Genomic DNA, 21,084 nt, shown 5'->3' with positions numbered 1-21,084 from the left:
AACGCCCTCCCTTCAGGCGAGCGCGAGCGCCATGCCGCCGCTACTCAATGCTACATTCGCCGTCACCGTCGATTCCGGCTTGATCGGGACCGCCTGTCGCCAGACACGGCCGCCCGGCGTCCTGAAAAAGGCGACCACCCCGAGGAACGTTGCTTCCGGCGGGAACGCCACCGTCTTGGTCGCCGATCCGCCGGGAGAGACCGTTAATTGGTCGGAGCCGATAAGGTCTGCCCCGAGTGCGGAAGCAGGGTCGGACTGGAGGGCGAAAATATCGGCAGAATTGAACTTTCCGACATCCTTGAGCCTGAGGACGAGCACGGTCACCGGGCGATCTCCGCCATCAGCGGCAAGATTCATTCCCGCCTGTCCCGTCGCCTTGACGGTCACCGTCGAGGATTTTGGCGGACCGCCCACGCAGCCGGAAATCAAGCCTGTCACGCCGAGCATCATCAAAAAAACACGTCGTTGAAGCATCATTCTTTCTCCCTCTCTTCGTAGCCGTCCCGGAAATCGCTGCCGATTTCGCCGAGGAAGCGCGTTGATGCACTCCTGGCAATTTCGCGATAGCGTTTCTCGTAAAGTTCCCAGAGTTTTGCCCGTCGCCCGCCGGCAAGCAGCGCGTCCCAGGCCGATTGAGACTTTAATTCGCTTTCCAGCGCCGCCGGATCGAAGCGGTTGACCATCCTTTCCAGCGCGGCCTGGACACCACGCCACGTGCGCACGTGATGGTGCGCGAGATCGCGGATGGAGCCGTTGATCGCTGCATCGGGCGGTAAGAATCCGACATTGCGTTGCGTGAGGAACATCGCGATCACATCGTCGACGGTCGGCATGAATTTGAGAGGGTTGACATCGGAGGCCCCGACAACGGTCTGTGCGATCCGGGCCTCGCCCTTTTCTTCGGCCCGCTTGCGCAGAAGATGGATCAATCCTTCCAGCATCATCCGGTATTCCCGGCCAAAATTCTCCATTTGGGCGATGGGATCGGCAGAGGGATATTCCTCGCCACGGAAGCCCAATCCGCGCAGGAAGGCGTCGCGCAGGTCGGTCTCGACCGGCGCTGTCTTCTGCTGCCTCGGCTCCAGCTGTGGTTCCGGATTGGGTTGCTGGTTGATTGGTGCTTTGGCGGGCTCCGGCGCCGGCTGCTCTATAGGCGTGCCCGTCATAAAAAGATCCCAGGCCCGGTTGTCCTGCCGCTGGGCCGGTAGCGGGTCCAGGCTGAACGGGTCGTCGAACAGGGGCGCGCTCTTTTTCGGCTCCTGTCGATCCGGATCGGCAAATGGCGCCGCAGCGGGGTGTTCGAACGGGTCAGGCAGTCCGGGGGGGCGCCGGGGGGATTCAACCCGCTCGCTGCGTTCCGAGAAGAAAGAATCCCGTGCGAAGCCGATCGCCGGCTGCGAGGTCGTTTGTTCAGGCGAACGCTCTGCCTGCATCCCTTGCAACTCGACCCGGACCACGTAATTGCCGAGCTGCAGCCGGGCGCCGTCATGCAACGGGGCGGAATTTCCCGCTCCAAGTGGTGCGCGCGAGCCGTCTATGAAGAGGCCGCCGCTTGACGTGTCCGTCACCTGATATCGACCGTGAACGCAAGCAATCGTGCAATGGGCACGGGAAACATACATGTCCGGATCGTCGATCTGCCAGTCGGCCTCTGCGCTGCGACCGATAACGAGCTCGCCCTCGACGAGCCGCATCTGGTGCACGGCCTGGGGCCTGGGAGACTGTTCGAGGGTAAGGATCAAGGCCATGCGGTGGCCTCCGCAATCTCATGACGAAAGCCAACGAGGGTGCGCATGCACAAATCGGCAGCGTCGCCTCGATCCTGTTTCGGAGCGAGCCAGGCGATATGCCCGAGCCGCGCTTTTCCCAGCTGGGCTGCGGGCACCTCGTCTCGTTTGAGCACGAGCCTGACATCCACATCGAGCCCGTTTCCCATCAGATCGCGGATCGCCGTTTGCAATTTCGCACGCCGTTCGCTGCCGGGCAGAAAGGCTGCGTAATCACGAAGCGTCAATGGTCCGACGGAAAGTTCGATTCGTTGCTGTCGCTGGAATGTTCTCGGCCCGATCGTGGCGCTTCTGCCAAGCTGTGCATGGGCGCGGGCAAGACGGGACTGGATCCTCAGCGGTATGTCCATCCAGACACCGACAAATTCCCGAAGCCTGAAAGGAACCTTGAAATGATCGCCAAGAAACTGCGTGAGCCTTTCAGGCCCGTCGACCTGATGAGCAAGGGCCGCGGCGTGAGCAAGCTTCGTCAGGTCGATCGCCGTCGGCTGACGCTCAACCCGGCCTCGCAGGCCGATCCCTGCCATGGCCGCCGCCATGGCACGAATGCGACCGCCCTCGGCGCGCTCGATCTGCACGGCCGGGTGCGCATCCGCCCACGCCCGATAGAAGAGTGCGATCATTCGATGTTGAAGCACATTGACGAAGTCGACGAACGTGGTGTCGCTGACCTCGCGCATGTCGGCACCGGCAAACCAGCGCTGCGACAGGCGATCCAGCACCCAGCGCGTCAGATAAAGCGGCATCGGGCCTTCCGGACCGAGCAAGCCGATCGTCGCCACTGTTACCCGGGCGGGCGCTGTCTCGGTGGAAGGCTCGAGCCTTGCGATGTCATGCACTGCAAACCCAAGCCGAATGTGCTGTCCGAGCCGGGCCGGCTCCCGCTGCGGCGGGCCTGCCTGACCAAAGAGCCTGTCGGTATTCTCGAGCCGCCGCAGGAGCTCAAAGAAATCGAACTGCTCGGCAGATCCGACGAGCTCGTTCTTCAGATCAGGAAGCGGTTGCCCGGCGTTATCGGCCATAGCACATCCTCCTGTTTCTGCAGGATCCGCGCTCGTGTGCGCACGAATCCGTTTATCGCCGCGTAGCGTGCGAAGAGCCTCGAGAGCAGCGCCGTAAGCAACAAGCTGCTATGCCCGGCAAGCACCGACTGGTCGACATGGAGCGTGATGTCGCTGCCGCGGGCAAAGCACATCGGCCCGGCGATCGGCAAGCGCTCGATGAGAGGCCGGGCCTCGACTCGTGCTATGGCGCGTACATGTCGCGAAAGGCTCGGATCTCCCCGCTGCGCATAAAGATCGAGCAGGGCGTGAAGCGGATCGACCCCGCGTCCTTCCTCCGCCAGGCTGAGAAAGTTCAGCGACAATTGTGCGATAAAGCGCCAGGCGAGTTCATCGGCCCTTGAGGCTTCGACAGCGCCGGCCGGAAGCGTTGCCGGAATGGCAGGCCAGGGTTGGCGTAGCGCGCCAAGCAATTGCACGGTCTCGACAGGATCGCCGCTTTCGAGCGTAAGGGAGGGCGTGTCGTCCAGTATCGGCAAGTCCCGGTTCGTGCAAAGGGCCGTCACCTCGATCCGCTTGAGCGGTCGCCCCGGTTTCGACTGCGCCGGGCGTGAGAGCGTGATGAAGACGTCGTCTCCGACATAGGATGTACGGGTTTGTCCCTGACGAAGCTCGTCCTCGCTCGGTCGCCGTGGGCGACGTTCGGTAAAATAGACCCAACCGTTTGTGCGGTTCTGACCGAGACTGAAAAGAGCCGGTATCTCGGCGTCGGAGCCTTCGGCATCGGCGTCCTCCACGCGCACCGCGCGATAGATTTCGAAATCGCGCGGCCGCGTCCGATCGGCGTGGAGGACCTGCCGGGTCCGCCGCGCATCGAGCTCGATGACGCTGCAGGAACGCTCGAACAGGTTGATGATCGGCGTTGCGAAAAGCTCCAGATCCTTGGCTGTGAGGCCCGCAAGTTCCGGAGCGGGACGACGAAGCAGGAAAACCAGTTCAAGCCTCTCGCCGCAATGGCGAACGACCGGCCGCATCCCCGTCACACGCGCATAGTGAAACCGCTCGGGGGCGATAAAATATTCGCGCAGAAGCCTGTAGCCCTCAAAAGTTTCGCGCGTACGAGGCATGAGCGCTTCGTCGTCAGATATGCCGACCATTTCGGGGGCGGGCAGCGGCGTCAAGGGGTTGTCGCGCCCCTCCGGGCGGGCGCCAACGCCAGCGCAGGCGCCAAATAGCGTATCGAAGAGCAGTGGCGCCTTGCTCTTCTCACTGAAGTAAAAGTCCAGGCGATCGAGCGACAGGTCGGCGAGTTTGCCTTTGCCGGTTCGGTTGAGGGTGATGCTCAAGCCGGAGGCGCCGGCAACCCCGTCAATGGCGCCGATCCCCGCCGCCGCGAGTGCGCTTCGGTCCTGAATGTAGGTCACGGAACTGATTGCAAGCGGCCAGAGCGTCACGTCCTGGACGGTGGTGAAGATTGATCTTGTCGAAATTCCAGGTCGCACGCTCGACACGAGCCGCGTTCCCCGCTTCAAAAGGTGCCCGGCAAGCATGGTTTGAACTTGCTGGCCGGGCTTCAGCAAGGCCATGGCCGTTGCCGGCGCCGGCGAGACGAGGTCGGGATAGAAGTTTTCAAGCACGCTGCGGACATAGCGCGTGCTTTCTGCATCCACCTTCTGGCGGGTGCGGGCGGCCAGAAACGCGACGCCGTCAAGGAGCCGTTCGACAAAGGGATCGGGACAGGGAATGGTATCCAGGGAAAGATTGCGCGCGATCGACGGGTGCATATGGGCAAATTCGGCGGCAAGCGCGCGAATATGGGTGAGTTCCTCCTCATAATATTCAAGGAAGACCCGATCCATTTCAGGTGTCCTTCAACTCGGTTCTCGCCGAGCCGTTGTCGAGATCGAGAATGGTGCGGATGCGTAGCCGTTCCGGGGCCGGTGTCGTCAGGAGAAGCGCGTCAATATCAATCCTGAGGCCAATCGACTTGTCGCCAAGACTGACGGTCACCTTGGTTGCGCCTTCTTTGAGCCGGGGCTCGAATGCCGCAAGCACTTGTGTGATTTCCTTGGCGAGTTCCTCACGGTCGAAGTCACGCGATGAGCGGCCCGAAAATGGCGGCACGCCGTAGTTGACCACACTGCGGCGCACCTGCGGAAAATCTTCGAGCGAGGGAGGGTTCTCGCCCACCAGTTCGGCCTCCGCATCGGTCAAAAGGAGCGAGGATTCGAAACGCTGCACATTGAAAAGCGCCTCGATGTCGCGTCGCACCGCCTCACGAAGCACATCGCTCGAAACGACCACGCCGCGACTGTCCAGTTCCATGCGACGACGTTCCAGGGAAAAGAGACGATGGATGTTCTTTTTCTGCTCGATGCTGAGATCCGTTGCCGACTCGATTTGCCCGACGCCACCGGCCACCATCGCGTCCAGCCGCTCGGCGTCTATCTCGCTTTGCAATATCTGCCGGAGATCTTTGATTTCGGAGCCGAGCCCCGGCAGGTCATTGACCAGGCGATCCCACAAGGATGGCTGGATCGTTTCGCGGGTTGCGCGCTGGTGCCCGCCAAGCGGTCTCGACTCCCTTCCAACTTCTTTTCGCCAGCCGTCACTTGCCGACATAGACATCCATTTCGACCTCGTCCTTGTCGTCGTAGTTGAAGGTGATGTTCTTGTAGGCGAAGCCGACGCGCTCCTCGATGAGATCGGGTTCGTCCTCGCTTTGCTTCATATTGTACTGGGTGACTGAAGCGTCCTTCAGCGTAACGACCAGATAATCACTGGTCTCGCCTTCGATCGTTCTGCGCGCGGAGAACTTCACCTCGCCGAGAAGCGTGTTGTCGAACAGCGCCTTTTTCAGATAGGGCGAGGATTTGTCATAGTGCTTGATGAAATTGATCATGCCCAGACTGACGCGGCCCCGTCGCGAGAGCGAGTTGGGATCGTAGGGGGCGACCATTTCAAACTCCACGCCGTGGATTTCGATCTCGTCTTCGTGGCCATCGCGAACGCTCGGTCCCGTAATATCCGGTACCTTGAGAAAACCGTCAATTTTCATGAATAACCTCCCTTGTGAATTCAGCTCTTCGTCGACGGCAGCTCCGATACGAGACGCAGTGACGCATTGATGCCTTCCAACTGATAATGGGGGCGCAGATAGAACCGGGCATTGTACCATCCCGGGCGGCCTTCGACGCTGTCGACCTGAACCTCGGCGGCAGCCAGCGGCCGTTTGGCGCGGGCCTTGTCGTCGGCAAAGGCAGGGTTGGCAAGAACGTAGCGATTGATCCACTCCGTCAGCCAGATCTGCATGTCGGACCGCTCCTTGAACGAACCGATCTTGTCGCGGGCGATTGCCTTCAGGTAATGCGCGAAACGCGAAACCGGGAAAAGATACGGCAGATTTGCGCTCAGGCGCTCATTGGCCTGCGCATCCGGATCGACCAGGCGCCCGGCGCGCGTCTCGTCATCCTGTAACGAGTGCGCACCGATGAAGGCTGCGATGTCCGTGTTCTTGCGATGCAGGATCGGCATCAGCCCAAGCTTGGCAAGCTCTGCCTCGCGGCGATCGTCGATGGCGACCTCCGTCGGGCATTTCATCGCGACAGTACCATCGTCAGTCGGGAAATTGTGGACTGGAAGATTGACGACCGCTCCACCGTTCTCGACGCCGCGAATTTGCGTGCCCCAGCCAAACAGCTTGTGGCTTCGATTGATATTGACGCCCATCGGGAAGGCGGCATTCATCCACACGTAGCGATGATGATCGCCCTGGACATCCTCCTCGAAGGCGAAGCCCTTTACCGGAATGGTTTCCGCGCCATAGGGCAGGCGCGCCAGGACCCGGGGCATCGTCAGACCAATGTAACGCGCATCCTCGCTCTCTCGCAGGGACTGCCAGGACGCGTAGGCGGGCGACGAGACAATCTGTTGCAGGTCCTGGGGGTTTGGCAGTTCCTGCCAGCTTTCCATGCGGAAGAGTCGCGGGGCAGCGGCGGCAATGAAGGGTGTGTGCGCCGACGCGCAGATGCCGGACATGTTGCGAAGGAGAGCGACGTCCTTCGGGTGGTTGGAGAATTCGTAGGCACCGATCAGGCATCCGTACGGGCTGCCGCCAAGCATCGAGTATTCGTCCGTATAGACTTTCTTGAATATAGGACTCTGATCCCACATCTGACCTTCGTAATCTTCGAGCGTGTCGGCCAGAGCTTCTTTCGAGATATTCATGACGCGGATCTTCAGCTTCTGATCCGTCTCGGTATTGTTGACGAGATACCACAGACCGCGCCATGTTCCCTCGAGTTGCAGCACTTCGGGCGCATGGAGAACTTCGTTGACCTGCTCGGTCAGAAGCTTGTCGATGCCGGAGATCAGGGATTTGATCGACTTGATCGCATTCGAGGAGATTGTCGTCGACTGCGAACGCGCGCGCGCTGCAAGCGCCAGATTTTGCACAAGGGTCTGCAGCTTCTCGCTGTCGTCCTTCTTGACCTTGAAGTCCTTTTCAAGAAGATCACTGAATTCCTGAAGATCGACGCCTTCGGCTTCCTTGACGTCGACAGCGGCTGTTTTTTCCTGTTCGGCCATGTTTCAGCCCTCCGACTTGCTGCCATCATCGATCGCCTGGTCGGCGATTTTTGCCAAAAGGGGCTCGTTGTTCAAAAGCTGGGCGATACGCTTTTCGGCGTCGACACGGCCATCCATGAAGCCCAGCAATTCCTCGAGTTGGCGGCGCATCCTCAGGAGTTCGGCGAGCTGGGGAACCTGTTCGGCAATCCGGTCCGGAGCGAAATCGCCCATGCTCGTAAAGGTCAGGTCGACGGCAAGTTCCTCGTCCCGCTCTTCGCCGGGCGGTTGGGGAAGCGTGTTCTTGACCCGCGCCTTCACGCGCGGGCTCAGTGCTTCCATGAAGCGGCCGAAGCGGTTGGCGTCGGTCTCGACAAAGGTCCGGTCCCGAACGGATTTCAGTGCCTCCGGCGTTTGGGACGCGCCGGCGAGATCTGCCATCACCCCCATCACGAAAGGCAATTCGATCGTGGTCGGGCTGCCATATGTTTCCACTTCATAGGCGATCTGGACGCGAGGCGCCCTGTTGCGTTCGATCACCTTCGCCTTAGTTTCGCTCATGGATGGTCACCTTTTGTCCCAGGGGCAGGTTTCTTGCTTTCCGAAACGCCGGCCAGAAGCCGGAATTCTTTCAGCCCGGAAGGAGCGAGGTCCTCCATGAGCTCGAGAAAATCCATCGGCACCATACGCTTGATCCTGCGGGCCAGATGGGGAATAGGGCTTGACGGCTCCGTGCGGTCGTAAAAGGCGATGATGAGGTCGATGCAGCGCGTGACTTCGTCTCGCGAGCTCAGGCGGGAGGGGAAGACTGTCGCCGGCTGGATCGGCCCCTGGTCTGCTCCGCCGTTGGTGGCAACCGGCGCTGCTTCGCCGCCTGAAGTGTCTTCTTTCGGACTCTCCTGTTGCGCACTGACCTTGGCGCGCTCCAGGGTCGCCGCCACGCGCTGCAGAAACCGGCTCAGATCTGGCAGGGTAACGCGCAAATCGCCGCCGATCTGCAGATTGAGCGACCGTTCGGCCGCCTCCAGTGCTGCGACGGCAGTCCTTGCATCGGCGGCCAGCGCCGCGGCTTCATCAGCGGCCTGTTCGGCAAATGCGGCGCACCCGAACCGCACGCGATTGAGCAATTGCTCATGTTCGCTGACGAGCGAAGCCTTCTCAGCCGCACTCAAACCCGGCGCCGCTTCGTTCAGGACGGTGCGGCCGTCAATCGCCCCCCGCTCCAGATCGCGTCCCGTCACCGGGCCAGCGCCACGAGGCGCAAAGAACGTCATCTTGCGCAGATCGGCGAGCAGGCCATCTTTGTCATTTTGAAGCTGAATCAGTGCATTGATGCGGCGAAGAGCGGCCTCGCGGGGAGGCAGGCCGTCGCGAAGCTCCGGATGCATTGTCTGCCAGTGCATGTCGAAGGTTTGGCCGATCAGGTTCAATCCGTCGGCAAGGCCGGCCAAGCCCCGTTCATTTGCAAGGGCGCGCGTTACGATCACCAGCAGCCTGAGATCGCGGCCCTGCGCCCGCAGCTCCTCCGACTTGCGAAGCACGGTCGACCAGTCGACCGGCACTTCCGTTCGTGCGACCGGGTTGTTGCGCTCGTCTCGGCTGATTTCGATCTGCGGCTGTACGAGGCGTTCGAGCTCGTGGAATCGTCCGTCGTTCCGTAGGCTTTCGCCGGACGGGTTGTCACCGTTTATCGGATTCAACCAGAGCGCAGAGTCGAACAACAGATCCCCCGCTTTACCGAATACTGTTCTCCAGATCCTGTCTTATCATAAATTTTCGCTCTGTACTAATACCACTTATCGACGAGCGACACTAATTCCGAGTATCGATTAGTCGGGTTGTCATCGACAGGATCGAAACCTGCCCGCTGGCAATAACCGCATGTAAATCCTCGGCAAAGGACTTCGTGGATTCGGTTGTGGGGCGAAGCTGAGAGAACAGAGGGCGGTCAGTCTGCATCGCGATGATCAGGCTTCTGCCGAACGTATTGTCGACGGCGAAGGAAAGCTTAGCGGGATCGGTCGCACCATCTGCAGTGGAGTAGGCGACGCGGATGGTGCGCATGCCGTTGGACACCGTCCCGAGACCGGAAAGCGCGTTGTCCGGCCGCTTGATGTTGGGAAGGACGTTGAACAGATTGCCGGTGACATCGGCAATCGCGACCCAGAGGTAGCCGTTCGTGATCGTAGCCGGAGCCAGCACATCGATGACGGGATTGTCGCCGACGGAGTAGATGCCGGACATGTTCGGTTCGGACTTGTCGCCATAACCGAGCACGATCGTCATCGGCCCTTGCGGCACGTCGGGCAACAATGACTGAACGACACACAACTGATTATTGAGCACGGTCGTATCAAATCGCAGATCGCGATCACCCAGACGTGGTGTGAGCGCCTGCCGGAGCGCTTCGACGTCGCCGCTCGCCGCGACGTTTCCCCGAATGGCGACCGTCGACCCAAGAGGAAAGCTTGCCCCTTCCGGTGGCTGGACGACAAGCGGACCGCAGGTCTCCAACGGTGCGATGGTTGATTTCAACTCATCGGGCGTCAGGTTTCTCGGTCCCGCGGCAATCCGCACGAGAGCTTGATAGCCGGCGGCCTTGCTCGCCTCGCCGAACCGGCTGACGACAGTGTCTCGTGCCGCCTTGTCGGGTGCAAGGCCGGTCAGGCGGACGGTGCGGTCCGACACATCGAGCCTCCACTCCTCCAGCCCGTCGGCGGCGGCGAAAAAGCTGTCGATGTCCTGTGCCCAGCGCCCGGAAGGTTCCCCCTTCGCAAGTGCAAGCGCACCCGCGGGTGCTGGCAATCCGGCTGTTCGCGAAAAACCTGCCAATATCGCCTGTTGCTGCTCGGCATCGGGAGCAAAGCCGGACAAGCTCGCCTGGTGTTGCCCGTCGAGCCCGGCGCTGAGTTTGTAGGGTGCCTGAACCGGAAGGCTTTTGACAAACAGGCCGTCACCGAAGCCGGCAAACCACAGTCCCGCGACCGCCGCGGCGACAGCAAGGGCTAAGATCGCCGGCCAATGCCGCCAACGCGGACTGGCGCCACTCCCACCTGCCTTCTGGCCGCTGCGATCCGTCCGTAACATCTCCTCCACCTGCTTGACGACGGCCGCAGCCGTTGGGGGGCGTCGCGATGGATCGGGTTGGGTGAGATCGTCGATCAAAGCCTTGAGCGGCTCCGGAACGCCTGTCGTGTCCAGCCGACGCTCCTTGTAGCGGACGACCTCACCAGGACTTGTTCCGACGTTGGGAACTTGTCCCCGAAAGGTCGCAAGCAAGGAGGCGCCGAGGGCATAGAGGTCGGATCGCGGCTCCGCCTGCCCATGCAATTGTTCGGGCGCGGCATATTCATATTTTCCGGCAAACTCCTTGCCGACGATTGTGCGTGCGCCCGTCTTGCTGTCCTTGGCGATGCCGAAGTCGATGATGACGGCTTCCTCCGGCCGGCCGCTGCGCAGGATGATGTTGTCGGGCGACAGATCCCGGTGGACGATCTTGCGTTCGTGTGTCGCAACCAGGCCCTCGGCCACTCTTTGGGCCACGATCAGCAGGTCTCTGGAGGAAATCCCGCCGCGCTCGAGATAGTCGTTGAGCGGCGTACCTGCGACATAATCCATGACCAGATAGACGTAACCCTCGGCTGTCTGGCTGCAGTCCGTATAACGCACGACCGCGTCATGCGAGATGCCGCGCATCTCCTCTTCCCGCTTCATCAGTTCCAGATAGCCGGCATCGGCGGACAGCTCCCGCTTGAGTGCCTTGAGCGCCACGACACGGCCGGTGATCTTGTTGCTGGCGCGGTAGACTTCGCCCGTCCCGCCGCGGCCAAGCACACCCTCGATCTCGTAGGTATTGTTGAGGACCTGGTTCTTGCGAAAGATGTCACCGGGCAATGGGTCAATCATCTGCTAACTCCAAACCACGCGGTCACTATTCATCAAAGGCATGCGGTTCGAATATTTGTCAAGAACACTATAATATGGCAGTTTGCCATTGAGATTGAAGACTAGGCTCGTTCATTCACGAGCACCTGGCAGGAGCCCGAACGGCATGCAGCAGAACGTGTCTTCTCACAGCTTCAAACGTAAGGAACTCGTCGGCAAGCTCGATCCAATCTGTCTGCGTGCATTCAGGGCGGCAGCCGACGCCGCCAAGCTTCGCGGCAATCCCTATGTCGAACTCGTGCATTGGATCGAGCAACTGGCGCTGGTCGACCGAGCGGATTTCCAGCTGATCCTCGCCGATGCCGGCGTGGATCTCGGCCGCCTTGCAGCCGACTTGGCGCGGTCGATCGACAAGCTGCCCTATGGCGCGACGTCTATTGAAGAGTTCTCAGACCACATATTCCACGCTGTCCAGGAGGCCTGGAGTCTCGGAAGTCTTCAATTCGGCTCGGAAGAGGTGCGCGGCGCCTACGTCCTTCTGGCCTGTAGAAAGGTGCCGGTGCTTGATGGCTTGCTGTTGAAGATCAGCAGTGAGTTCGACCGGATCGAAGCCGATTCCGTCCTTGCTCGCCTCGACGACGTACTCTCGCAATCGCTTGAGAATAGAGGCCGGCGCGAAGCTGGACAACCGGTGCGAAAGGAACGACCGGCTGGCGGCGAGTCCGCTTTGGCCAAATATGCGACTGATCTGACGAGCCGTGCTCGAGAAGGAAAGATCGATCCGGTTGTCGGTCGCGATCCGGAAATTCGCCAGATCGTCGATATTCTCATGCGCCGACGGCAGAACAACCCGATCCTGACGGGCGAGGCCGGGGTCGGCAAGACCGCGGTCGTTGAAGGCTTTGCGCTTCGCCTTGCGGCAGAAGACGTGCCGCCGCCGCTCAAAGGGGTCGCGCTCCACATGCTGGATGTTGGCCTGATGCAGGCCGGAGCGAGCGTCAAAGGCGAGTTCGAAAAGCGCCTCAAGATGGTGATTGACGAGGTGCAGTCATCGGAAACGCCGATCATCCTCTTCATCGACGAAGCGCATACGCTGATCGGAGCGGGTGGGGCTGCTGGAACGGGAGACGCCGCAAATCTTTTGAAGCCAGCATTGGCGCGCGGCGAGCTTCGCACGATCGCCGCCACAACATGGGCGGAGTATAAACAGCACATCGAAAAAGACCCGGCGCTGACTCGGCGCTTCCAAGTGGTCAAGATCGAGGAACCCAGCGAAGAAAGCGCCGTTCTCATGCTGCGTGGCGTGGCAGGCACGCTCGAGAAACACCATCAGGTTCAGATCCTCGACGAGGCGATCGAAACGGCGGTCAGCCTTTCACATCGCTACATTCCGGCCCGCCAGTTGCCCGACAAGGCAGTCAGTTTGCTCGATACCGCTTGCGCGCGCGTGGCGGTATCTCAGCATGCGACGCCGGCCGAGGTTGAAGATCTTCTGCGACGCAAGCAGGCTCTCGAGATCGAGCAGGGGATTATCGGCCGCGAAAGGTCGATCGGCATCGAGGTTGCGGAGCGTCAAGCTCGCGTCGACAACGCCCTTGGCGAGGTGGAGACGGCCCTAGCGGAGGCGCAAGCCCGCTGGGAAAAGGAACGTTCGCTGGTGTCTGATATTCTCGACCTGCGGGCCAGGCTGCGCAGCGAGGGAGTTCCCCTCGATGCGGCGTTGTCGCAACAGGGCGATAATGCGCCCATTGCGACGGTCCCCAATGGAATTCTTTCAGCGACCCTTGAGGGCGAAAACGAAGCTCCCGATGGAAATGCCGACCTTGCGCGCCTTAAGGCAATGACGCAGGAACTCGCCGAAATGCAGGGCGAAACGCCCTTGATGCTGCTGTCGGTAGACCGCAACGCGGTCGCATCGGTGGTAAAGGATTGGACCGGTATCCCCGTCGGGCGAATGCTCGCGGGCCAGACGGAAAGAGCCCTCAAGCTCGCCGGAATTCTCGGCGAACGCGTTGTCGGCCAGGACCTTGCCATGGAAGCGATCGCACGCCGCGTCCGGACCAGCCGCGCGGGACTGGGGTCGCCGGAAAAGCCGGTTGGCGTTTTCCTGCTTTGTGGACCGTCCGGTGTCGGCAAGACGGAAACGGCGCTTGCCCTTGCCGAAGCATTATACGGCGGCGAACAGAACCTGATCTCCATCAACATGTCGGAATTTCAGGAAGCCCATACGGTTTCGACGCTGAAGGGAGCACCCCCCGGCTATGTCGGTTATGGCAAGGGAGGTATTCTGACCGAGGCCGTGCGCCGCAGGCCCTATTCCGTCATATTGCTCGACGAGGTCGAAAAAGCGCATCCCGATGTCCACGAGATTTTCTTTCAGGTCTTCGACAAGGGAATGATGGACGACAGTGAGGGTCGACGGATTGATTTTAGGAATACACTTATATTGCTGACCTCCAATGTCGGTTCGGATGTCATCATGAGGCTGACCGGCAACGGGGTCTCCCGCACGCCGATCGAAGAACTCGAAGCTGCATTGCGCACACCGTTGCTGCAGGTGTTCCCCGCCGCCTTCCTCGGGCGCGTCATCGTTGTGCCCTATTATCCTCTCTCGGATTCCATGATCGAAGCAATCGCTCAGGCAAATTTTGCGAAGATCGCGCAGCGGCTGCGTAGGAGCCATAACGCCGAACTGATCATAGGCGAGGGCGTTATCGACTTGGTCAAGGCGCGCTGTACCGAAGTCGAGTCGGGCGGTCGCATGATCGATGCGATCTTGACCAACACGCTTCTGCCGGCCCTCAGCACCGGCATATTGAACTGGGCGCTGGATGGCAGACGCCTGACGAAGGCGACGGTCGGAGCATCTGCGGAAGGCTTCACCTACGCTTTTGAATAGCGCTTAGATGGCATTTGTGCCTGCTGTCTGCCTTTAGCTGACGGCCTGGAATTCGACACGTCGGTTCTCGTCAGCTTTCGGCTTTTGTGGATCGAGCGGAAATTGCTCGCCAACACCGACAGCCTCGAGGCGTTCAGGAGGAATATGGCAATCCTCCGTGAAGAAGCGCGCCACTTCCCTTGCCCGCAGCATGGAGAGATTCTGATTGTACCGGGCTCCACCGGAGGCGTCGGTGTGGCCGACAATGCGAATGAGCTTAATGTCCATTTCCTTCACCACACTGCAGAGCTTCTGCAGCATCGGCTTTTGCTTGGGTGCGATCGCGGAGGAATCGAAGGCAAACTGCACCCGGTAGTTAACCTGATCATCGTCGGGCAGTTTCCAATATGTCTGGGGTGTTGTTATCGTCGCTGCTGCAGTTGTTGGTGCTGTCTCGGCCGGCCCGTTTCCCGGGGTCGGACTGACCCCGACAGTTTCCTGTTTAGCCGGATTTGCCGAAGCCTCAGGATTGCTGCTCGCTTGAGTGGAGCCGACCTTGGTCGGCGTGGTCTCGGGCGTGGCGATCGGCAGTGGCGTCGCCTCCGGCGCAGGCCCGGAATTGGTCAGCACGAGGCCGCGTGACGGCCCCAGCTTGGCGGCCTTGAACAATTCCATTTGTCTCTGGAAACGTTCCTTGAGCGCCGTCTCATCCAGTTCCTGTGCACGCAATCCACTTTGTAGCGTGAAGACTAAAGCGAGAGACACCAGCAGCTTCACAGTCAGCAGGCGCTTCATTTTAGGTTCCTCTCGGCAAAAATGTTTCGCCTGGTCAAAAAATTACTATAGGATGATCGTGGGTGCAACCGCTTCCATGGCGGTCCTCACGGCGGAGCGAATGATGAGGTTCTTCCGGTCATGACCCCGGAGTATCCCGAGAGTCCCTCGACGCGCGTGCCGAAGTGGCGGGGCAGGCCGCAAGGGGCCGGGCTGAGCCACACGGGTCATGTTCGCAAACGCAACGAGGACGCAATACTCATCGATCCCACAGGCGTGCTTTGGGCCGTTGCCGACGGTATGGGTGGCTACGGGCACGGCGACGTAGCGGCTGGCCTGGTGATCGAGCATCTAGCCCTGCTTCCCCATGAGCCAATTTCAAGCGCCGATCTGGTGGGCGCGCTCGAGGCTGCCAATTCCGCCATTCGGCGATGGGCAACCTCGGCCGACGTGGCACAGATGGGTGCAACCGTGGTGGCCGCACTTCTGCAGGGCAGTGCTCTTTCGCTTGCATGGGCCGGCGACAGCCGTGCCTATCGCTGGCGGGATCGGGAATTGCTACAGCTGACGCGCGATCATTCGGTCGTGCAGGAGCTTCTCGACGATGGGCGCCTTTCTCCCGCGGCGGCCTGGCAGCACCCGCAAGCGCATGTTGTAACACGCGCAATTGGAGCGTCCGATCATCTTGTCGTCGAAACCGCTGAAGTTTCGGTTTACCCGGGGGATGTCCTCATTCTTTGCTCCGACGGGCTAACCGACTGTGTGGCGGACGCCGAGATCGCTGCCCTTACGAACGCCCTTTCAACGCCGGCGGCGACCTGTCAGCGATTGATCGACGCTGCTCTCGATAACGGTGCCCCGGACAACGTCTCGGTGATTGTCGTCCGGATTGATGGAGCTGCGATATCTTGAGGCAAATGAATGCCATCGCGGCCGTCGTCATCGGCATGAGCATCATTCTCGCGGCCATCATCTTTGCGTTTGTCGGAAACCTCTTGCAAGATACGGAGCGTGATCCGAATGCCGGCAAGATAGATCGGCTCACACAGCAACTTGCCCAGCAGGACAGTGAAATTCGGGGGTTGCGGTCTGAATTGAACGGCCTCAAGGGTCAGATGGCGGACGTCGGCGGCAGGGTGACGGAGTTGGAAAAAGCTCCACAAGCCGAGCCTGTTCGGACAGAGCCTGTCACCAATCCGCAGACCGTCCAGCAGGCCGGCCCTTCCCCCCTCTTCACGGACCAGTTCGGCGGTATGGCACCGCGTGAGGAAGAAGGTGATCTGACTGAACCGATGCAACTGGCCAAGAAGCGGTTCAACGAGAATGTCATACGCCCGACCCCGGCCGTGTTGCGACAGATATTGGGCGAACCGAGAAGCACCTATTCGACCAGCTGTGAACCGGTCACCAATCCGAAATTGCTGCATGCACTCGACACCCGCGACATCGGCGGCATTCGTCTGACCATGATCAGGCCAGCGCTCGACTCGCTTGAGCAGATCATGGCGCGCTTGAAAAAAGAAGAGCCCGACATCTATGCTGCTATCGGCACCGCGGGGGCCCTCTGTGCGCGGTATGTACGGGGGTCGGCGAAGTCGGTGTCCTCCCATGCATGGGGGGCGGCCGTCGACCTGACGCTCAAGAAGAACCTCGACAACATGGGCGATAACAGCACGCAATTCGGGCTCGTGGTGCTTGCGGAGTTCTTCAATGATGCTGGCTGGTATTGGGGGGCGGGCTATAGCCGCGAAGATTCCATGCATTTCGAGGTAGGCGAGGCGCTGCTGCGAAAATGGGCGGCCGAGGGCAAGCTGTGAAGGGCGTTTTCGAACCGCCGGGGCCAGCCACGATGCAAGCAGATGTGCTCGCCGCACTGGCGCAGCCGCTGCTGGATCTTGCAAGACGTGCCGAAAGCGAAAAGAATCCAGATCCACGCGAGCTTGCGGCCATGGCACGGACCCTCGTCGCCGCCTTCGAGACGGAAGCACGACGCAGGAAAGTTCCCCCCGACTGGCTCCTGGATGCCCGCGATGCCCTTGTCGCTTTGGTTGATGCGCGAGCACGCAACAATCCGGCATTGCCGATCCGAAAATGGGAGCGCGCGCTTGCCGCTGCTCTTCCAATCGGGGGCGTTATGGCGGCCAGCACCCTTGCCGAACGGGCGAGGGCGGCAGCGAAAGCAGGGCCTGCACGCCGGGATCTCGCCCGCTTCCTCGGCCACTGTAACGACGCCGTCCAGGCAGCGCTTCTATCTCGCACGCAGCACAAAACCGATCGCGGTCTTGCTGCTCTTGTGATCGGCATCTTCCTGGCAGTTCTGGTGGTATGGGCCGGATGGGCCGAATGGCGGTTTCGTGAGCGGCTTTTGTCGCAGCTGCCCGATGTCGCACGTGTCGTAGAAGCAGGACGCACGGCAAAACCGGCAGCCCGCGCAGCCCAACTCGACGCATTCCTTGCAGGCGTTCGGCTTGTTGAGGCGGATGCGCAGCGTTCCCCCCTTGGTCTCATTCATCATTTAAGGATTTTTGATCCGGCAGAGGCCGCACGCCGACGCTATGGCCAAGCCGTCGACGCCCTGGCCAGCGGCCCGCTTGCCGAGGCCCTTGGTGTTGCTCTCGCCACGGAAGGCGAGGCAACTGCACTTTACGATTCGCTGCGTGCCTGGTCTATCTTGAAGGGCACATCGGACTGGCAACCGCGGTTCCTGGCGGGCTGGATCGAAGATCGCACTCAGACATTTCCCGAACTTGCCGGCATGGCAATGCATGTCGCTGCCATGTCCGGGCCTCCAGCAGATCTTGAAGAGCCGGATCCTGAAGCAATCGCTCAAGCCAGACAGTTTGCTTCAGAGGGCTTGGCAAACGAGCGCGCCATGCTGGAACTCGCCCGGGCCGAGAAAACTGCGGGCCTGCCTGGCTGGTCCCTCGGGCAGGCAGCACCTGGCCTCGACAAGATCCTGATTCGCAGGTCCGGACTGCCCATCGAGCAAGCCGTGCCTGGTCTTTACACTGAGGCAGGATGGGCTTACGCGCGCTCCGGCGCTGCAGAAGAGGCGATCGGGAAGGCGAAGTCCGAAACTGCCAGCCTCCTGCACGCCGGAGGCGAGACAAGCGCCGATGCAGTTATGGACCTGCTTCAGAAGCGAACCCTGGAGACATGGTCTCGGTACCTCGGCGATCTTCGCGTCAGGCCATTCACGGACCAACCGAGTGCGGTTATTGTCAGCGGCGTGCTCAGCGCGTCTAACTCGCCGCTCTCGGCGCTGATTCGCGAGGTATGGCGTCAGGCGGGCGGCACCGACCGCAGCCGCAGCCACGCGAACCAGCTTCGAATTGCCGCAACACTCGGACCTGCCATCCAATTCGTGGAGCAGGGTCGCATGTCGGAAATCTCCCGACTTTTCGTGTCGCTGAATGTCGCGCTTGCCTTTCTCGACGGAAATTCCGATATCGGCAAAAAGTCGCTGATGGACGCACAGGAGCGTGCGAACTCCGTCGTCGCCCTGCAGCAGGCGCCGCTCCTCGTCGTCCAAATGGTCGAAGACGTGATCTCGCAGACGGCATCTCCAAAGCCGGTAGAAAAGGCCGAAGATCCCGTCCCGACGGCAAAGCCGTCAGGGGCTTGGGGCGAGATCGCGACGGCCTGCCAGGCTGCTGTCGCAGGCCACTATCCGTTCTTTGACGGGTCGGATGCGGATCTGGCTGAAGTCGCGCGCATTTTTGCGCCCAATGGTCTCGTGGAGACCTATTTCCGGACGCAACTGGCGCCTTTGATGGATATATCAACGACGCCGTGGCGCTGGAAACCGGGAGCACGGCTTTCTGGTTACGCGCCCGAAAGTGCGACATTCTTTCAGAAAGCTTCCGCGATCGGCGACGCGCTCTTTCGCCAGGGAAACGCGCCGCGTCTTCCTGTGTTGCTGGAGGCACTTGCGCAACGCGGTGCGGCTACCATCTCAATCGGCGGCGCTCGCGCGCCGGTTACCACATCAGGCGGGGCGGTGTCCTTTAACTGGCCGGGCGATCTGCCATCACGCGGCTTCGAGATCTCCTTCGACAGCGGCAGTGCGGTTGAGAAGAAGAGCACGCCCGGGCCGTGGGGCCTGCTGCGATTTCTGGACGGGTCGCGCTTGCGGCCACGCGACGGCGGCCGGCGTTTTCTCATAGACGTGCGGGCAACCGGCGCACGCGCCTACCTGCAGATGTCGTTCGCCGAGCCTGCCAACCCTGTCTCCGTGCGCATCCTGATGCGGGAACTGACATGTCCATCGAGCCTCTGACGTCACCAAGGATTTAGAGGCGGACGCACTCGCCTAATGAATTCACGTATGCCTCCGGGATGCTGCGGATCACGGATGTTGCGAGTCCTGATCAGCCAAGGTCTTGCCTTGCCTCTTGTTTGCCGTAAGACGCGAGCGCTTCCACTGGCATGCCAGGACCGGCGTCACAGTGGTCGACCCGACGAATGTCGAAGACGAGGCCGCCAAAGTCCACCAGGAATTCTGGCCGAAGCATCTGGGCAAGGTTTAAGCCAGGCTCATTGATCAGACCAGAAAATGACGGCTGCGATGCAGATGGCCCGGAAGAAGGACCGGGCGCATCTGTCGTAGCGGGGCGATGCGCCGAATACAATACGGACGCCCTTGTGGTCGCTCATCTGGCTGCGAACAGCGCCGACCTTTGGCCGGGGCGCCATGGCCGCAATCGCGGTCATGGCATGCCCCGTCGGCGATGCTGCGACGGTCAGAAGGGATAATGCTGGGCGGAATCCTCGACCGTGATCCAGCGAAGGTCTGTGAATTCGGCGATCGCGGCCTTGCCGCCGAAACGGCCGTAGCCGCTGCCCTTTACGCCGCCGAAGGGCATTTGCGCCTCGTCATGCACCGTCGGGCCGTTGATGTGGCAGATGCCGGATTCGATCCGTGCGGCAACCGCCATGGCCCGCTGCACGTTGCGGCTGAAGACGGCGGATGACAGGCCGTATTCGGTGTCGTTGGCAATACGGATCGCTTCCTCTTCGCCGGAGACGCGAATGATCGGCTTCACCGGCCCGAAGGATTCTTCCGCATAAACGCGCATGTCAGGTGTGACGTGATCGAGCAGTGTCGCCTCGACCACGGTGCCCGAGCGCTTGCCGCCGGCCACGAGTTTTGCGCCTTTTTCCGTTGCGTCGGCGATCAGCTCTTCCATTTTCCTGGCGGCATCGAGGCTGATCAGCGAGCCGAGCACGACGTGGCCGCGCGGGTCGCCGGCTGGCAACTGGCTGGCGCGGGCGGCCAGCCTGGCGACGAACGCGTCGGCGATCGTCTCGTCGACGATGATCCGCTCGGTCGACATGCAGATCTGCCCCTGATGCATGAAGGCGCCGAAGACGGCGGCATTGACGGCACCGTCGAGATCGGCGTCGTCGAGGATCACAAGCGGCGCCTTGCCGCCGAGTTCGAGAAGGGCGGGCTTGAGATATTTGCCGCAGGTCTCGGCAATGATCCTGCCGACCTTGGTCGAACCGGTGAAGTTGACACGCCTGACAGTGGGATGGGCGATCAGTGCGGTGACGATCTCGGGCGCGTCTTCCGGTGCGTTGGTCAGAACATTGATGACGCCAGCCGGCAGGCCGGCCTCGGTCAGCACGGTGGCGATCAGCCGGTGCGTGCCGGGGCACTGTTCCGATGCCTTGAGGATGACCGAGTTGCCGCAGGCGATCGGCATGGCGATGGCCCGGGTGGCGAGAATGACCGGTGCGTTCCAGGGCGCGATCGCCAGACACACACCGGCGGCCTGGCGAACGCCCATGGCAAGCGCGCCGGGCTTGTCGGAAGGAATGATTTCGCCTGATATCTGCGTCGTCATGGCGCCTGCCTCGCGCAGGATATTGGCGGCGAGCATGACGTTGAAGCCGGCCCAGGGCGCAGTCGCACCCGTCTCCTCGATCATCAGCCGGGTGAATTCGCCGACCTTGGCATCCATGATATCGGCCGCCTTCATCAGGATCGCGCGGCGCTGGCTGGGCCCGGTTTTCGACCAGGTGGTGAAGGCGGTGGAGGCGGCGTCGACGGCGGCGGCGACATCCTCCAGGCTTGCGGCGGCGGCGCGGCTCGCGAGCTTTTCGGTAAAGGGATCGAGACGATCATAGGTGCGGCCGTCGGCGGCTGCGCGGTCGGCGCCGTTGATGAGAAGGGAAATATTCATGACGA

General features: G+C 61.2%; 17 protein-coding genes and 1 pseudogene. 5 read left to right on the top strand and 13 right to left on the bottom strand.

Annotated elements, in window-relative coordinates; all coding sequences use genetic code 11:
- Window positions 1-12: 12 nt before the first annotated feature.
- The 10 genes from tssJ to AMC88_RS31470 all read right to left on the bottom strand — a co-directional run bounded on the left by tssJ (window position 13) and on the right by AMC88_RS31470 (window position 11,260).
- A complete protein-coding gene (gene tssJ / locus AMC88_RS31515) occupies window positions 13-474 on the bottom strand; it encodes a type VI secretion system lipoprotein TssJ (RefSeq protein ID WP_004671480.1) in 462 nt (153 codons plus the stop codon).
- Window positions 474-1,748 carry a type VI secretion system-associated FHA domain protein TagH gene (gene tagH / locus AMC88_RS31510; protein WP_037147157.1) on the bottom strand — a complete coding sequence of 425 codons (1,275 nt, stop codon included), beginning with the start codon at window positions 1,746-1,748 and terminating at the stop codon, window positions 474-476. Before tagH ends, tssJ begins: the two co-directional genes overlap by 1 nt.
- Complete coding sequence (tssG, locus tag AMC88_RS31505) at window positions 1,739-2,809, bottom strand: type VI secretion system baseplate subunit TssG (protein WP_037147160.1); 1,071 nt, start codon at window positions 2,807-2,809, stop codon at window positions 1,739-1,741. Before tssG ends, tagH begins: the two co-directional genes overlap by 10 nt.
- Window positions 2,773-4,647: a type VI secretion system baseplate subunit TssF gene (gene tssF / locus AMC88_RS31500; RefSeq protein ID WP_037147164.1), complete on the bottom strand. Its 1,875-nt coding sequence runs from the start codon at window positions 4,645-4,647 to the stop codon at window positions 2,773-2,775. Before tssF ends, tssG begins: the two co-directional genes overlap by 37 nt.
- A 1-nt stretch (window position 4,648) precedes the next feature.
- Window positions 4,649-5,410 carry a type VI secretion system baseplate subunit TssE gene (gene tssE, locus AMC88_RS31495; RefSeq protein ID WP_037113946.1) on the bottom strand — a complete coding sequence of 254 codons (762 nt, stop codon included), beginning with the start codon at window positions 5,408-5,410 and terminating at the stop codon, window positions 4,649-4,651.
- The gene (locus tag AMC88_RS31490) at window positions 5,397-5,846 is read right to left on the bottom strand and encodes an Hcp family type VI secretion system effector (protein ID WP_004671470.1); all 450 of its coding nucleotides are present in this window, start codon (window positions 5,844-5,846) and stop codon (window positions 5,397-5,399) included. Before AMC88_RS31490 ends, tssE begins: the two co-directional genes overlap by 14 nt.
- Window positions 5,847-5,866: 20 nt before the next feature.
- Window positions 5,867-7,375, bottom strand: coding sequence for a type VI secretion system contractile sheath large subunit (gene tssC / locus AMC88_RS31485; RefSeq protein ID WP_004671468.1), 1,509 nt, complete (start codon window positions 7,373-7,375; stop codon window positions 5,867-5,869).
- Window positions 7,376-7,378: 3 nt separating this feature from the next.
- Window positions 7,379-7,915 carry a type VI secretion system contractile sheath small subunit gene (tssB, locus tag AMC88_RS31480; protein ID WP_004671466.1) on the bottom strand — a complete coding sequence of 179 codons (537 nt, stop codon included), beginning with the start codon at window positions 7,913-7,915 and terminating at the stop codon, window positions 7,379-7,381.
- Window positions 7,912-9,075, bottom strand: a complete 1,164-nt coding sequence (tssA, locus tag AMC88_RS31475) for a type VI secretion system protein TssA (protein WP_004671464.1) — start codon at window positions 9,073-9,075, stop codon at window positions 7,912-7,914. The genes tssB and tssA overlap by 4 nt, the downstream gene beginning before the upstream one ends.
- Before the next feature lie 91 nt (window positions 9,076-9,166).
- Window positions 9,167-11,260: a serine/threonine-protein kinase gene (locus tag AMC88_RS31470; RefSeq protein ID WP_037147167.1), complete on the bottom strand. Its 2,094-nt coding sequence runs from the start codon at window positions 11,258-11,260 to the stop codon at window positions 9,167-9,169.
- Window positions 11,261-11,405: 145 nt separating this feature from the next.
- Between AMC88_RS31470 and tssH the strand changes: the two genes are divergently transcribed.
- Window positions 11,406-14,138 carry a type VI secretion system ATPase TssH gene (gene tssH / locus AMC88_RS31465; RefSeq protein ID WP_064820533.1) on the top strand — a complete coding sequence of 911 codons (2,733 nt, stop codon included), beginning with the start codon at window positions 11,406-11,408 and terminating at the stop codon, window positions 14,136-14,138.
- A 33-nt stretch (window positions 14,139-14,171) separates the two neighbouring features.
- On the opposite strand, the gene AMC88_RS31460 is transcribed toward tssH, so the two are convergent.
- The gene (locus tag AMC88_RS31460) at window positions 14,172-14,912 is read right to left on the bottom strand and encodes an OmpA family protein (protein ID WP_064820532.1); all 741 of its coding nucleotides are present in this window, start codon (window positions 14,910-14,912) and stop codon (window positions 14,172-14,174) included.
- A gap of 120 nt (window positions 14,913-15,032) precedes the next feature.
- Here AMC88_RS31460 and AMC88_RS31455 point away from each other — a divergent pair, with 120 nt between their 5' ends.
- From AMC88_RS31455 to AMC88_RS34775, 4 genes and pseudogenes are all read left to right on the top strand, one after another.
- Window positions 15,033-15,803: a PP2C family protein-serine/threonine phosphatase gene (locus tag AMC88_RS31455; RefSeq protein ID WP_064820531.1), complete on the top strand. Its 771-nt coding sequence runs from the start codon at window positions 15,033-15,035 to the stop codon at window positions 15,801-15,803.
- Between the two features lie 5 nt (window positions 15,804-15,808).
- Window positions 15,809-16,708 carry a M15 family metallopeptidase gene (locus AMC88_RS31450; protein WP_064820530.1) on the top strand — a complete coding sequence of 300 codons (900 nt, stop codon included), beginning with the start codon at window positions 15,809-15,811 and terminating at the stop codon, window positions 16,706-16,708.
- A 32-nt stretch (window positions 16,709-16,740) separates the two neighbouring features.
- Window positions 16,741-19,170, top strand: a complete 2,430-nt coding sequence (locus AMC88_RS31445; RefSeq protein ID WP_064830327.1) for an ImcF-related family protein — start codon at window positions 16,741-16,743, stop codon at window positions 19,168-19,170.
- Between the two features lie 163 nt (window positions 19,171-19,333).
- Window positions 19,334-19,420 (top strand): annotated as a pseudogene (locus AMC88_RS34775) (nucleoside deaminase); the annotation flags it as partial.
- Window positions 19,421-19,427: 7 nt separating this feature from the next.
- On the opposite strand, the gene AMC88_RS33850 reads toward AMC88_RS34775, so the two are convergent.
- Together AMC88_RS33850 and AMC88_RS31440 are read right to left on the bottom strand one after the other, a co-directional pair.
- Window positions 19,428-19,604 (bottom strand): hypothetical protein, encoded by a 177-nt coding sequence (locus AMC88_RS33850; RefSeq protein WP_167355303.1) that lies wholly within the window; start codon window positions 19,602-19,604, stop codon window positions 19,428-19,430.
- Between the two features lie 29 nt (window positions 19,605-19,633).
- Window positions 19,634-21,079 carry an aldehyde dehydrogenase gene (locus tag AMC88_RS31440; RefSeq protein ID WP_064830307.1) on the bottom strand — a complete coding sequence of 482 codons (1,446 nt, stop codon included), beginning with the start codon at window positions 21,077-21,079 and terminating at the stop codon, window positions 19,634-19,636.
- Between the last annotated feature and the right edge of the window lie 5 nt (window positions 21,080-21,084).

It is taken from the genome of Rhizobium phaseoli, from assembly GCF_001664385.1.
Taxonomy (GTDB): Bacteria; Pseudomonadota; Alphaproteobacteria; order Rhizobiales; family Rhizobiaceae; genus Rhizobium; species Rhizobium phaseoli.
This window is presented reverse-complemented; position numbering and strand designations above follow the sequence as displayed.